The organism is Ideonella aquatica, from assembly GCF_018069755.1.
Taxonomy (GTDB): domain Bacteria; phylum Pseudomonadota; class Gammaproteobacteria; order Burkholderiales; family Burkholderiaceae_C; genus Ideonella; species Ideonella aquatica.
Window position 1 is genome coordinate 116,920 of sequence record NZ_JAGQDE010000011.1, and the last position, 14,473, is coordinate 131,392.

Here is a 14,473-nt window from a genome sequence, read left to right on the forward strand (position 1 = left end):
TGCTCATCTGGCGGTCTTGTTGACGAAGCGGCAGGCCGAGGTGGTCTGGCCGTTCTGCTTGTCGCGGTAGCAGGACAGGGCATAGGCCAGGCTCACCCGGCTGGTCTTGCCGGTCCGCACCATGCGCGGCGGCGCCGGGTGGCTGCCATCGTCGGTGGCCAGGAAGGTGCCGTTGTTCATGCCCTGCACATGCTCGCGCTTCGAGAAATTGGGCCGGAACACGCCCATCCACGCCGGGAACAGCGCGCCGCCAGCGGTGATGCCCGCGCGGATCTGCTGCGTGCTCAGGCCGTCAGGGTTGTTGATCTCGTCCCACTCGTAGTCGCCGTGGATCACCCCGTCGTGGGCGTTCTCAGCCACGAAGGCCGGCGTGGTGATGTACTCCAGCAGCAGGCGACCGGCGTTGTTGCACAGGTGGCGGTCCGGGTAGGTGGGATAGGCGTCGCCACAGGACTGATCCACCGAGATGTTCTCGGAGATCACCACGTCTGCGCTGCCCCCCGACCAGTAGGACAAGGCCTTCAGCACGTTCTGGTCCTTGACGCTCAGGTCCAGGCCGACCGCGTCGCTGGAGTCGATGATGCCCCAGACCGTCGGCCCGCCTTCGATCACCGGCGGGCTTTTCAGATGGGCTGCCAACTGATCGAGGTGAGAGGCCAGGCCGCCGGCGCCGGCGGATTGTCCATACAGCACTACCTCACTGCTCGCATCGTCAGGCCGGTACCTCGGATCGACCGTCACCCCACCTCCACCCGAGTCGACCTTGCCTTTCTTGACGATGTCGACCACTGCCTCGGCAATGTGGGCGCCATTGAAGACGATCGGCATCTCCAGCGGCAGGCCGTTGGCATCCAGGCCGGTCATCGTCTGCTGGCCACCACGCCCCTTCCAGGTGTCGGACGAGCAGTAGTGGACATGGATCTTGTTGAAGTGCCGGAACGGATTGGCGAGCAGCGTGAGAGGGGAGTTGCCGTCCTCGTCCAGGATGCCCTGGTGGTCGAAGTCGGACATGTTGGCCGCGCCACCGTCGCCCACCATGTTGTCGTGGCTGCCAATGGGCGGCGATGTCCCGTCCAGATCATTCCAGCGCTCCAGGCAGGAGGCATTGCTGAAGCAGGAGCCACCGCCCTGGAAGACGATCAGCCACTTCTTGCGGTAGGCGGCCTTGGTGGTCTTGCGCACGTAGTATCGGGCCACGCTGCCATCGTTGCAGGTGGCGTTGCCATAGACCGAGGTGTCGATCGAGCGCTGTGTCGCCGGCTGCGCACCGGCCACCACACTCGGTGCGGACACCAGGCCCCACAAGGCCACCAGGGCGGTCACCAGGGCAGACGCTCTCGGGGGGCAGGACATGGGCATGGCAGTCTCCAGCGTTGGCGGGTGGGGGAGTGCGCGGTGCGTCTCACTCCGATGGCGGCAGCCTACGACCGGCGCCGTCACAGCAGCGTCACACCGGTGCGGCCAGACCCAGAGCGGCGTACAGCGGATGCGCGACGTAGCTGCCCCGGTGCTCGGCGGGCAGTTGGGGCCAGACCACCTCGTCCAGCCAGCGCTGGGCCCCGTGGCGGGTGGCCTGCGCCCCGGCCGCGTCGCCGTGCGCGTCGAGGGCCTGTGCCGCCATCGCCCGCATCTCCATGCCGTTGACGGCGCCGTGCGCCGTGCCCTGCGCCAGCAGCACCAGCGCCTGGCGGGCCTGCTCGGCGGCCGGGCCGGGCTCGCTGCGGCGCAGGGCCAGCCCGGCCAGGCGGCCGTGGGCCAGCAGGGCGCCGGGCAGGAACTCGATCCGCCGGGCGTCGGCCAGCGCCTGCTCAGCCAGCGGCCCGCCCACCTCTGGCGGCAGGGCCAGGGCGGCATGCAGCTGGACCCGCACACGCAACGAATCGGGCAGCTGCGGCCCGCAAGACGCCACGGCCTGTTCGGCGGCCTGCGCCGCCAGCGCCGGCTGGCCGGCCTGCCACCAGGCCCGCACGCGCAAGGTCAGCCGCAGGCCGCGCCGCTGCGGCAGCCACTGCTCTTCAGGCAAGCCGCTCAGCTCGGCCAGGGCCTGGTCCGGGCGGTTCACCGACAGGCACCACTCGGCCATCTGCTCCTCGGCGGCATGGCGCAGCAGGCTGAGCGGCGCCGTCTGGCGCGCGTAGTCCAGGGTGTCGCTCAGCAGCGCCAGCGCCTCGGCGTGGCGGCCCAGACCCAGCAGGGCGTAGCTCAGGTTCAGGTCATTGGTGCGCCCCTGCAGGTTGTCGCCCAGCCGGGCCAGCGTGGCGCGGGCCTGCTGGGCGATCGCCACGGCATCCCGCGCCCGCCCCACATGGACATACTGGCCGACGAGATTGCATTGCGCGCTGGCGGCGTCGGCCACATGGCCGATGCGCTGGGCGATCGCAATCTGCCGCTCCACCGCCTGCGAGGCAAGCGCCATCCGGCCTGCGTAGTGGCGCACCACGCCCAGGTGTCCCCACAGCTCGCAGGCCAGACGGGGGTCGGCCACGCCATCGAAGCGCGGCCACAGCGGCTCGACCGTGTCCACGGCCTGACCCGCCTGGCCGCCCAAGGCCTGCGCCACCGCCAGCGCGAGCTGGGCGCGCAGGTGCAGGTCGCTGTCCGGCGAGCTGCAGGCCATGGCCTGGCGAGCCAGCTCGATCGCCGGGCTCACCTCTCCCGCCCACACGGCCACCATGCTGCGCTCCATCGCCCAGGGCGCCAGGCCACCCAGCGCCTGCGCGGCGTCGCCCAAGGTGTCCAGCCAGAGCCGCACGGCCGCCAGGCCCTCGCAGACCATGCACAGCGGCACCGCCAGCAGACGGGTGTCAAAGGCGCGCTGGGCCTGCCCGGCCTGGTCGAACCAGTCGGCGGCCTGGCGCAAGTGGGCCAGCTGCGCATCGCGTTGCCCCCGCTGCTCGGCCGACTGTGCCGCCTGCAGCCCCGCCTGCGCCGCGGCCGACCACGCGCCGGCACAGGCATGGTGCCGGGCGATGCGCTCGAACGGCGCGCCCAGGCGACTCAGGCTGCCCGCCACCTGGCCGTGCAGCGGTGGTCTGAGGGCCTGCGGCAGGCCCCGCAGCAGGGCGTCCAGCATCGACTCGTGGGTGATCTGGCCGCCGCGCAGGATCTGCGCCGCCTCCAGCTCGGCCCAGGGCTGCGCCAGCGCCAGCAGGGCACAGCCCAGCACATCGGCCGCCACCTCGGCCTGGAAGTCGGCGCCAGCAACTGCTGCCACGCGGGCCAGCTGCAGCGCCGCCGGGCTGAGGGTGCCCAGCCGGCGCTCAAGCAGCACTTCCACCGAGTCCGGCAGGCGCACGTCGCCCTGCGGCGCGCCCCGCAACAACCAGTCCTTGAGCATCTCCAGCGCGAACAGCGGGTTGCCGCCCCAATGCCGCGACAGGGGCTCGATCAGCATGGCCTGGTCGCCGTGTGGCAGGTCAAGGCTGTGCACCAGCTCGACCAGCGCGCCCTCGTCCAGGGCTTGCAGCCGCAGCGGCACCGCCCGCTGCGAGTCAGTAAGCACCGCGCCCAGCCAGCGGCTCAGCGGCGCCGGCGCCGTGGCCTCGCGCGCCGCCAGGCCCAGGCGCGGCAGGGGCCGACTGAGCCAGCGCCGCAGCAGTTGCAGCGAGGCCGCGTCGGCGTGCTGCAGGTCGTCGATCAGCAGGCCATGCAGCCCGCCGGCCACGGCCTGGTCCAGCCACTGCTCGGCCGCAGCGGCCAGCAGCTTGTCGTGACCCGGGCCCTCGGGCGCCGGCCCCCACTCGGGGATCAGACGGGCCAGCTCATGCACCGGGTCGGGGGGACGCAGCGCCGGGCAAGCCATCACGACCCGTATCAAGGACACCAGCACGGCGTAGGGCACGCCCTCGTCGCCGGGACGGGCCGCGACCGCAGCAACACCGGGCGGGCAGGCCAGGCCATGGTCCGCCAGCAGCCGGGACTTGCCCAGTCCCGCGTCGCCCAGCAGCACAAAGGCCTGGCCGCTCTGCCAGGCCAGGTGCATGCGGGCGCACTCGTCGGCGCGACCGACCAGCCGCGGCGGGCGCAGCAGGCTGGGCGGCAGCGACCGCCGTTGCGGTGGCGGCTCGACACGCTCGACCTGGGCCAGCAAGGCCAGCGTCTCGGCGCCCGGGCGCAGGCCCAGCTCGGCGCGCAGCACCTGCTCGCAGCGCTCGAAGGCAGCCACGGCTGCGGCGCGGTCGCCGCGCAGGTAGTGCGCCTGCATCAGACGGCGCCAGGCGTGCTCGTGCAGACTGTCCAGGCCCAGGGCACGCTCGATCAGCCCGATCGCCCCGGCCAGCTCTCCCCGCTCGCTCATCCGGGCGGCTCGCCCCAGCAGGCGGTCGATCTGTCGCCCCCGCCATTGCAGGCGGGCCTGCTGGACCCAGGCCTCCAGCAGCTCAGACTCGGCGCTGAAGTCCAGCGCCGCCAGCAGTTCGGGCGTGTCAACGGCCTCGTCGTCCAGATCGACGCTGGCGTCCTCGGCCAGGCGCAGCGGTCCAGCCAGGCCGATCAGGTCGCCGCCGACCTCCTGGCGCAGGCGGAACAGCCGCTGGCGCAGATTGGCCTGGGCCCGGGCCTGTGCCACGTCCGGCCACAGCAGCGCAGCCATGTGCTCGCGCGGCTGCTCGCCCAGCAGCGCCAGGCGGGCCAGCAGCGCGGCGTCCTTGCGCTGCAGTGTCTGCCAGTCGCCCTCAGCGGTGCGCCAGGCGGGCGTGCCCAGCAGGCGCAGATGCCAGCGGGGGGTGGGCGGCCGCGTCGCACACATGGGCGTGGGCGATCACGCCGCCAGCATCACCGAGAACCCGCCCGCGTCATCGCTCCAGTGCTGGCAGTCGCGGTAGCCGGCCTCATGCAGCAGCGCCTCGAAGGCTTCGGGCGTCCACTTGTAGGCATGCTCGGTCAGCAGGCGATCGCCGGCCATGAAGTGGCGCTCGCCGCCGGGCCAGTGCACGGCGGTGGCGTGGCGAGCCTCAAGGTGCATCTCGATGCGCGAGGCTGCCACGTCGAAGAACGCGATGTGGCGCCAGTCGGCCGGCCGGAAGTCGCTGCCCAGCACGCGGTTCAGGTGGCGCAGCAGATTCAGGTTGAAGGCCGCGGTCACGCCCAGCGCGTCGTCGTAGGCGGCGTTCAACACGGCCGCCGGCTTGACGCGGTCAACGCCGATCAGCAGCGCCCCGCCCTGGCTGAGCGCACGCGCCTCGCGCAGCAGGCGCAGCGCCTGCGCGGGTGCGAAGTTGCCGATGCTGGAGCCGGGGTAGAAGACCAGCGACGGCCCGACATCGGTGCCCAGCGCCTCGGGCGGCAGCGCCAGTCGGGCCGAGAAATCCAGGCCCACGCCCACCAGCGCCAGCGCCGGGTGGGCCGGCTGCAGCGCCCACAGCGCCTCGCGCAGGTAGTCGACCGAGATGTCCAGCGCCACATAGCGCCGCGGCCGCAGCATCCCGAACAGCGACGCGGCCTTGCGGCAGCTGCCGGCGCCGGGCTCGACCAGCACCGGCCGCGGGCCCAGCCGCGCATGCACCGCCGCCGCGATCGCGGCGCCGTGGCGCTCGAAGATCGCCGCCTCGGTGCGGGTGAGGTAGTACTCGTCCAGCGCGGTGATCGCCTCGAAGAGGCGCGAGCCCAGCGCGTCGTAGAAGAACTTGGGCGACACCGCAGCGGGCTGCGCCAGCAGGCCTAGCGCCGCCTCGCGCGCCAGCGCTGCGGGGTCGATCTGGTGCAGGTCCAGAAACAGCGGGCTCATCGCAGCGCTGTCCCTGGGCCGGCTCAGAGCGCCGCTTCGATGTCGGCGGCGATCTTCTCGGGCGTGTCCTGCGGTGCGTAGCGGCCCAGCACTGCGCCGTCGCGGCCGATCAGGAACTTGGTGAAGTTCCACTTGATGGCCTCGCTGCCCAGCAGGCCCGGCTTGGCCTTCTTCAGGTACTGCCACAGCGGGTGCGCGCCACTGCCGTTAACCTCGACCTTGGCCATCATCGGGAAGCTGACGCCGTAGTTCAGCTCACAGAACGACGAGATCTCGTCATTGCTGCCCGGGTCCTGGCCGCCGAACTCGTTGCTGGGGAAGCCCAGCACCGTCAGGCCACGCTCGCCATAGCGCTCCCACAGGGTCTGCAGACCCTTGAACTGCGGCGTGAAGCCACAGGCGCTGGCGGTGTTGACGATCAGCAGCACGCGGCCGCGGTAGTCGGCCAGCTTCACCGGCTTGCCGTTGATGTCGGTGGCGTCGAAGTCGTAGAGGCTGGGCATGGCAGTGGGGCGACGGGCAGCGCGGGGGAAGGGGCCCTGATCTTAGTGCGCCCCTTGAAACCCACGCTGCACAGCAGGGCAGCCGCCCTCAGCGGAAGCCGACGATGCCGCTGGCCGTACAGGTCAGGACCATGCCGTTGCCCAGCACCGCCGTGCGGCGGCCGGTGCCTTCGCCGTAGTTCAGGCTCTCGAACAGCACGGTGCTGTCCCGGTCGGAGCGGCGCAGCACGCCGCCCGAGCCGAACCAGAAGCCCTGGCGGTCCAGGTCGGTGAAGCCGACGATCGGACCGGCCACCGGCTGCCGCTGCGCCTTGATGCGCAGACCGCCATCGCCGTAGCCCAGGCGGGACAGCACCCCCGTGGCATCCGCCAGCAACAGGCGGCGCTTGGCGTCCTGGCCCAGGTAGGTGCCGTCCGCGGGCAGGATGCTCTGCGGGCTGTGGGTGGCGCCGTCGAACACATAGGTCCCGGCACCCGGCACCATGGTGGCAATCTCCAGCGTGCCGTTGCCGTCCAGGTCGGCCACGACCAGGCCGCTGACGCCACTCCAGCCGCCCGGCATGTGGATGGTGTGCCACTTCTGGGCGCCGGTGGCCATGTCGTAGGCATAAATGAAGGTGCCTTCCGACCCGCTGTGCGCCACGCCATTGCCCACCAGCACCTCGGCCACGCCGTCGCCATCGACATCGGCCACCTCGACCGCCGTGAACGGCGAGCCCGAAGGCCGGCTGGCGTTCTGCCAGATGCGGGTCAGCGCGCCCTTCTTGCCCATGCTGTAGGCCTCGACCACGCCGTCGTACAGGTAGTCGGCCGCCACCACGATGTCCAGCCGGCCGTCACCGTTGACATCGCGCAGTTTGAGGTCGTTCAGGCCCACCCAGGACAGGCCGTTGGCGATGGGATCGGACAGTGCCTTCAGGCGCAGCGTCTTGCCGTCGAGCACGATGATGCGGCCCGAGGAGTAGCCGGCATCGGACTCGGACGAGGCCATCACCACCTCAGGCTCGCCGTCGCCGTCGACATCGCCCAGCTCGGGACCGATGAAGGGGCCGCTCAGGTCGGGGTTCTCCCAGACGATGCGGCGCTGCGCCCAGTCGGCCACATAGAGGTGGTCGGGGCCGCTGCTGGTGGCACCGGCGCCGAACAGGATCTCGGGGCTGCCGTCGCGCGCCAGATCGACCAGCGCGATCTGCGTGACGCCGTGCTCGGGGTTGTCGATGCGGCCCTTCTCGGTGCCGGTAGCGGGGTCCAGCACATGCACCGCGCCCCACTGGCCGTCGCCGTAGAGCAGGTCCTGCACGCCGTCGCCGTCAATATCGGACATCGTCAGCGCGCCGATGTCCAGGTCGGTGCGGATCGACCACTTGGGCAGTTGGCGGTCGACGTCGTAGGCCCAGATCCAGTACCAGCTGTCGGCACTGATCAGCTCCTGGCGACCGTCGCCATCCACATCGGCCAGCGCCAACCGGGCGCCGAAGCCCTGGCCGCGGTACCACTGCACGCGGTGGGTCGCGCTGTCGATCACGCGGCCGGAGGTGGTGGCGATCTCGGGGGCCGCATCGTCGTCCATCTGCCCGACGACAATCGAGCCGCCGCCGACAGCGGCCAGCGACCACAGCACCGTGGCGTCGCGGTGCACCACCAACTGATCATCCAGGCAGACCGAGATCTGCTCGGGCACGCCGTCGGCATCCAGGTCGGCCTGGGTGAAGTCCCGCAGACCGCCGCGGCTGGCGCAGGGCCCGTTGGTCGACGACAGCAGCGCCTTGCTGGCCTGGTCATAAGCCAGTTGCTGGCCGTCCTGCAGCGCCACCAGCACGCGGCGCGGCAGGCCACCGGCCGGCTCGGCCACCATCAGGCGCACGATCGAGCTGGGGTAGACGGGTGAGCTGAAGAAAGGGCTCAGGCTGGTGGCCCGGCTGGTGACCTTGGCCTTCAGCGCATGCCACACCGCGCTGCTGCCAAAGCCCCCCCGGGCGGCAGTGACGTAGACCTCGGTGTCGCCGCCGTTGTCGGCCGAGACGATGCCGTTCTGGCCGATGCCCGAGCCCAGTGCCGACCAGGCCCACTGCGCCGCCTGGCCCGACGGATCCGAGGCGGCCTTGGCCGGGGCCAGTGGCACCGCGCCCTGGCGCCAGCTGCGCGGGCCGTAGGTGAGGCGGCGGCCATCGGCGCGCTTGAGCGGCTGGCCGGCGGCGTTCACCGGCGCCGGGCGCACCGTGGGCAGCGCGCGGCCATCCTGCAGCCGGGGGGCCGCCTGCGCCGACAGCACCAGCACGCTGGCGACGGCGCACAGCCCGCCCAGAAGACTTTTGTTCATCGTGTTCACTCCCTGACTCGTGAGCATGATTATCGATGCAGACGCCGACACCGCGGAGCCAGCGCTTTCCCTCATCGACCCTCGGTCAGGGCGGCATGAACCCGATCAGCCCGAAGCCGGTCCCGGTGACCACCATGCCGCTGTCCAGCACGATCGTCTCCCGCCCGGTGAAGGCCCCGTAGGGCAGGCTCTCGAACGACACGCTGCAGCACTGGTCGGAGCGCCACAGCCTGCCATCGGAGCCGAACCAGACACCCTTGCGACCCAGGTCACTGAGACCATCGATTGACGTGGTCACGGGTTGCCGCCGGGACTTCACCCGCAGACCACTGTCGTCGTAGGCCAGCCGGACCAGGTGGCCGGTCGACTGCGCCAACACCAGCCGCCGCCGACCATCGCGCGTCAGCACGTTGCCGTCGTCGGCCACCTGGCTCAGCAGCTGGCGCGTGGCACCGTCGAACACCAGCGTGCCGAGGGTGGGCACCATGACGACCAGCTCGCGGCTGCCGTTCCCATCCAGGTCGAACACCTCCACGCCTCGTATCGGTTGGAAGCCCCAGGAGCCGATCTGCTGGCGCCACTTCTCGGCCCCGGTGGCCAGGTCGTAGGCATAGACGAAGCGACCCGCCGAGTTGGTGCCCAGCACCCGGTTGCCAGCCAGCACCTCGGCGACACCGTCGCCATCGACATCGGCCAGCTCCACGGTGGTGAACACCGATTCCGCGGGCTCACTGGCATTCCGCCAGAGGCGTTGCAGCTTGCCTCGCGTGCTCAGGCCGTAGGCCTCGACGGATCCGGAACCGCCGCGGTCCGTGGCCACCAGCACGTCCAGACGACCGTCGCCGTCGATGTCCCGCAGCGCCAGCGCGGTGGCGCCGTACAGGCTCAGGCGGCCACCAGACGGCGGCGACGTGGCCTTGATCTGCAGCGTGCGGCTGTCCATCACGAGGATGCGCCCGTCGCCGGAGGCCCCCGACGCCAGCACGATGTCGGGCACGCCGTCACCGTCGATGTCACCCAGCTTCGGGCCGACGAACGGACCGTTCACGGCCAGGCTGGCACCGGCCATCGCGCGCTGCGCGCCATCCATCAGCTGCAGGTTCGGGCCCCGACCACCGTCGACCTCCGAGGTGAACAGGATGTCCGGTACCCCGTCACGGGTCAGGTCGGCCACGAGCATGCCCCTCACCCACCAGCCCGGGTTGGCGATCGAGTCCTTGGCCAGTCCGGTGGCGGCATCAAGCACATGCAACGAGCCCCATTGGCCATCGGCATAGACCAGATCGAGCCGACCATCAAGGTCCATGTCCGCCACCGCCATCCTGGCGATGTCCTGCGCGGTGCGCGCGGTCCACTTCAGCTGCTGGCTGTCGACGTCAAAGGCGCGGATCTGATAGGCCGTGTCCGAGGCGATCAGTTCCTGGCGGCCATCGCCATCGATATCGGCCATCACCAGACGCCACCCCATGCCGCCCCGCAGCGTCCATTGCACGCGGCGCGAGGCGCTGTCGACGATCTGGCCGGCGGTGGTGGCGATCTCCAGCGCCGGGTCATCGTCCATCTGGCCCACGACGATCCAGTCGCCGCCGACGCCGGACACCGTCCAGTCGACCTGCGCGTCATGGTGCACCACCAGCTGGCCGTCCTGGCAGACGGACAGTTGCTCGGGCAGGCCGTCGGCGTCCAGATCCGCCTGGGTGAAGCTGACCAGGCCGCCGCGGAGGGTGCAGGGGCCGTTGACCGACGACAGCAGCACCTTGCTGGCCTGGTCGTAGCTCAGCTGACGCCCGTCCTTCAGCGGCACCAGCAGGCGCCGCGGCAGCCCCCCCGCCGGCTCGGCCACGAGCAGGCCCACGATCTCGCTGCCCAGGGCGGCCGAACTGAAAAACGGCGTCAGGAGGGTGCCGGAGCCGGAGCCGCTGACCTTCAGCGCGCGCCAGACCTCGCTGGTGCCGCGGTCGAGGTAGTCGGTCAGGTACACCTCGCGGTCGGCGCCGTTGTCGGCCAGGACCATGCCGCGCAGGCCGGCGAAGCGCTGGATGGTGGACCAGGCCCAGGTGGCGGCCTGCGGGGTATCGGTGGCGGCCGGCGGACGGCTGCCGGTCTGGCGCGGCGCGGCGTGGACGCTGGCGCCCACCATCAGACAGGCGGCCGCGCACAGCACGCCGATGGCGTCTGAGAGTCTCATCAGTCTTCCCCCTGTGGGGCGCCGATTGTGGCGCGGAGCGGCCGCTCAGGGGCGCAACGCCGCCAGGGCCGCCCCCCCTAGGATCAGGCCACCGCCGATCAGCAGCTGCGGCGTCAGCACGCCGGCGCCCAGCAGCAGCGACGAGCCGCTGGCCCACAGCACCTCGGTCAGCATGATCACCGCGGTCACGTTGGCCTTCAGGCGCGACACGCCGTACTGCAGCGCCAGGTTGCTGGCCAGGAAGACGCCGCCCATCGCCACCGCGCCAGCCAACCAGGGGCCGGGTGGGGGCGGCGCGTCCACCTGCAGCATCAGCGCCAGCACGGTGGAGACCACGCAGCCGCCGACAAACATCGCCAGCCCGCGGCCGCCGCCGCTGCGGTGCGCCTCGCGGCGCAGCAGGATGTTGTTGACCGCGAAGCTGAAACCGCCCAGCAGGCCCAGCAGGTCCACCGGCGCCACTGCCAGCGCGCGGCCGGGCTCGGTGGGCCACAGCACCGTGGCGGCGCCCGCCAGGCCCAGCGCCACGCGCAGCACCGCGCCGCGTGTGATCGGCTCATGCAGCACCAGGCGCGCCAGCACCACCGCCCACAGCGGCATCACGTAGAACAGCAGGATCACCCGCACCACGTCGCCCGCGGTGACACCCCAGTTGAAGCTGGCATTGGTGGTGCCGGCCGCCAGCAGGATGCCCCACAGCGGCGGCGAACCGGCCAGCTCGCGCCAGGCCCCGGGGCTGCGCCAGCTGATCGCCGCCGAGGCCACCGCGAAGATGATGGCGGTGGCCCACAGCGGGTGCAGACCGGCGTCGTGCAGCTGGCGCATCGGCCACCACGACAGGCCCCAGGTCATGGCATTGAACAGCAGCCCGGCCACGGCGGCGGGCTGGAGCGCACCGTGCGGCACCGTCAGAGCTGCCGCTCGCGCTGGCGGCGGCGCCACCAGACCACGCCCACGACCACGATCACCACCCCCAGCAGACCGAAGATGCCGTACTGGAAGTTGTGCACCATGCGCCACATCCAGTCCCAGTTGCGCGCCCCGAAGTAGCCCAGGTAGACCCAGATCGGCACGCTGATCAATGCCGCCAGGCCATCCATCAGCAACCAGGTGCCAAAGCCCACACGGTGGCTCATGCCGGCGGTGAAGAACACCGGCGTGCGCAGGCCCGGCAGGAAGCGCGCCACGAACATCACCCAGCGGCCGTACTTTTCGAAGGCGCGCTGCGCCAGCTCGAAGCGCTCGGGCGTCAGCACGCGGCGGAAGAAGGGCCAGCGCATCACCTTGGCGCCCTGGAAGCGGCCGACGGTGAAGACCAGGCCGTCACCGATCAACACGCCGGCCATGCCCACCGCAAACATGGTGTGCGGGTCGGCGTAGCCCAGGCCGGCGATCACGCCGCCGGTCACCAGCGTCACGTCCTCGGGCACGGGAACACCGAAGCCGCAGATCAGCAGCATGGTGAAAACCGCCAGGTAGCCGTATTCGGTGAAGAGGGGAAGCAGCGCGTTGAAGACGTCCATGGCGGCGGTGGCGTCGACCCCGCGCGGGCGGCCGCTGCAAGACGGCCAGCGGCCCGGCAGGCGGGCCGGAAACCGCGAATTTACCCCAGCCGTGGCACCAGCCGGGTGCGCCAGACCCGCACCGAACCGAGGAATTCACGCCCCACCCTCTGGCACACTGCCCGGCGCTCCCCTGTCCGAACCCCCTGTCGCCGCCTGGTCATGCCCCGTCCGATCGAAGCCCTGGTCCACACCGCCGCCCTGGCCCACAACCTGGCCCGCGCCCGCCAGCAGGCCGGCGACGCCCGCGTCTGGGCAGTGGTCAAGGCCAATGCCTATGGCCATGGCGTGGAGCGCGCCTTCGAGGGCCTGCGCGCCGCCGACGGCTTCGCGCTGCTGGACCTGGCCGAGGCCGAGCGCCTGCGCGCGCTGGACTGGCGCGGCCCGATCCTGCTGCTCGAAGGCGTGTTCGAGCCGCGCGACCTGGAGCTGTGCTCGCGCCTGAACCTGTGGCACGCCGTGCACTGCGAGCAGCAGATCGACTGGCTGGCCGCCCACAAGACCCACCAGCCGCACCGGGTGTTCCTGAAGCTCAACAGCGGCATGAACCGGCTGGGCTTCACGCCGCGCGCCTTTCGCGCCGCCTGGGCGCGGCTGAATGCGCTGCCGCAGGTGGACGAGGTCTCGCTGATGACCCATTTCTCGGACGCCGACGCCAGCCGCCACGGCGGCGACGGCATCGCCCACCAACTGGCCGCCTGGCACGAGGCCACCCACGACCTGCCCGGCGAGCGCAGCCTGGCCAACAGCGCCGCCACGCTGCGCCACCTGGACCGCGCCGGCGTGCGCGCCGACTGGGTGCGCGCCGGCATCATGAGCTACGGCGGGGTGCCCGACTACCCCGAGCACGACGCCACCCACTGGGACCTGCAGCCGGCGATGACGCTGCGCTCGCGCCTGATCGGCATCCAGCATCTGCAGCCGGGCGACAGCGTGGGCTACGGCAGCGCCTTCACCGCCGAGGCGCCGATGCGCATCGGCATCGTCGCCTGCGGCTATGCCGACGGCTACCCGCGCCACGCGCCCACCGGCACGCCGGTGCTGGTCGAGGGCCTGCGCACGCGCAGCATCGGCCGGGTGTCGATGGACATGCTGGCAGTGGACCTGGAGCCGGTGCCGGCGGCGCAGATCGGCAGCGAGGTGACGCTGTGGGGCCAGGGCCCGCGCGGCACGCGGCTGGACATCGACGAGGTGGCCCGCGCCGCCGGCACCATCGGCTACGAGCTGATGTGCGCGGTCGCGCCGCGCGTGGCCATCCGCGCCGAGGCGCTCTGACATGGCTGTTGCCTTGCACCGCGCCGCCGCCGCCTTCGAGCGCGCCACCCGCGCCGACCTGCAGCAACGCCGCTGGCTGCGCCTGCATGTGCTGCTGCTGGCAGGGTTGACCACCGCGCTGTGCTGGGGCGTCTCGGCGCTGTTGCGTTACGCCGGCATGGAGTCGCTGGCCTGGCGGCCGCTGACCGCCGTGCTGCTGACCTGGCCGCTGTACCTGGGGCTGCTGTGGCTGTGGGGCCGCTGGCTGATCTCGGACGACCGCACCAGCCTGGCCGACGCGCTGGACCCGGGCGACGCGGTGGGCGACGCTGCCCACCTGGCGGCCGATGGTGCCCGTGCCGCCGCGCGCGGCCTGGCCGAGCTGCGGCGCCCCCCGCTGAGCGGCGGTGGCGGGCAATTTGGCGGCGGCGGCGCTCAGGCCCACCTTGATCTGCCCGAACCCGCCGGCGAGGCCTTTGAGAACGCCAGCGAGGCCCTGGTCGAGGTCGGCGGCCGCGCGGTGTCCGGCTCGCTGGACGCGCTGGGCGATGCCGACGAGGGTGCGGTGGTCGTGGTGCCGCTGCTGGTGGTCCTCGGCGTGGCGCTGTCGCTGGCCGCGGCGCTGGGCTTCGCGGTCTTCGGCCTGTTCGGCGTGGACGTGCTGCTGGGCGTGGCGGTGGAGCTGGCCTTTGCCTCGATGGGGGGTGCGCTGGCCTGGCGCGCGCAGCGCGAAGGCTGGCTGTCGCACGCCCTGCGCCGCACCACCGGGCCGATGCTGGGCCTGGCGGTGTGCGTGGGCGGGGCCGGCCTGCTGCTGCACCACTGGCTGCCGCAGGCGCGCACCCTGCCCGAGGCACTGCGCCTGCTGCTGGGCTGAGCAGGATTTGGCGCCCCAGTCGCCCGGGCGCCACTGCCGCGCCG

General features: G+C 71.8%; 10 protein-coding genes. 2 read left to right on the top strand and 8 right to left on the bottom strand.

The features are described 5' to 3' along the window. Positions 1-3 precede the first annotated feature (3 nt). The 8 genes from KAK06_RS13670 to KAK06_RS13705 all read right to left on the bottom strand — a co-directional run bounded on the left by KAK06_RS13670 (position 4) and on the right by KAK06_RS13705 (position 12,259). Positions 4-1,359: a pectin acetylesterase-family hydrolase gene (locus KAK06_RS13670; RefSeq protein WP_210802675.1), complete on the bottom strand. Its 1,356-nt coding sequence runs from the start codon at positions 1,357-1,359 to the stop codon at positions 4-6. 88 nt (positions 1,360-1,447) lie between these two features. Then, the gene (locus KAK06_RS13675; protein WP_210802676.1) at positions 1,448-4,747 is read right to left on the bottom strand and encodes an ATP-binding protein; all 3,300 of its coding nucleotides are present in this window, start codon (positions 4,745-4,747) and stop codon (positions 1,448-1,450) included. A gap of 12 nt (positions 4,748-4,759) precedes the next feature. Continuing rightward, a complete protein-coding gene (gene egtD / locus KAK06_RS13680) occupies positions 4,760-5,725 on the bottom strand; it encodes an L-histidine N(alpha)-methyltransferase (RefSeq protein WP_210802677.1) in 966 nt (321 codons plus the stop codon). A 23-nt stretch (positions 5,726-5,748) separates the two neighbouring features. Continuing rightward, a complete protein-coding gene (locus KAK06_RS13685; protein WP_210802678.1) occupies positions 5,749-6,228 on the bottom strand; it encodes a glutathione peroxidase in 480 nt (159 codons plus the stop codon). Positions 6,229-6,316: 88 nt separating this feature from the next. Beyond that, positions 6,317-8,548 (bottom strand): FG-GAP repeat domain-containing protein, encoded by a 2,232-nt coding sequence (locus KAK06_RS13690; protein WP_210802679.1) that lies wholly within the window; start codon positions 8,546-8,548, stop codon positions 6,317-6,319. An 85-nt stretch (positions 8,549-8,633) separates the two neighbouring features. After that, on the bottom strand, positions 8,634-10,736 hold the full coding sequence (locus tag KAK06_RS13695; protein ID WP_210802680.1) for an FG-GAP repeat domain-containing protein: 2,103 nt from the start codon (positions 10,734-10,736) through the stop codon (positions 8,634-8,636). A gap of 45 nt (positions 10,737-10,781) precedes the next feature. Continuing rightward, the gene (locus KAK06_RS13700; protein ID WP_310741090.1) at positions 10,782-11,612 is read right to left on the bottom strand and encodes a DMT family transporter; all 831 of its coding nucleotides are present in this window, start codon (positions 11,610-11,612) and stop codon (positions 10,782-10,784) included. 32 nt (positions 11,613-11,644) lie between these two features. Further along, complete coding sequence (locus tag KAK06_RS13705; protein ID WP_210802681.1) at positions 11,645-12,259, bottom strand: DedA family protein; 615 nt, start codon at positions 12,257-12,259, stop codon at positions 11,645-11,647. 201 nt (positions 12,260-12,460) lie between these two features. On the opposite strand from KAK06_RS13705, the gene alr reads away from it, so the two are divergent. Beyond that, positions 12,461-13,573 (top strand): alanine racemase, encoded by a 1,113-nt coding sequence (gene alr / locus KAK06_RS13710; protein WP_210802682.1) that lies wholly within the window; start codon positions 12,461-12,463, stop codon positions 13,571-13,573. 1 nt (position 13,574) lies between these two features. Next, complete coding sequence (locus tag KAK06_RS13715; RefSeq protein ID WP_210802683.1) at positions 13,575-14,429, top strand: hypothetical protein; 855 nt, start codon at positions 13,575-13,577, stop codon at positions 14,427-14,429. Positions 14,430-14,473: the final 44 nt, after the last annotated feature.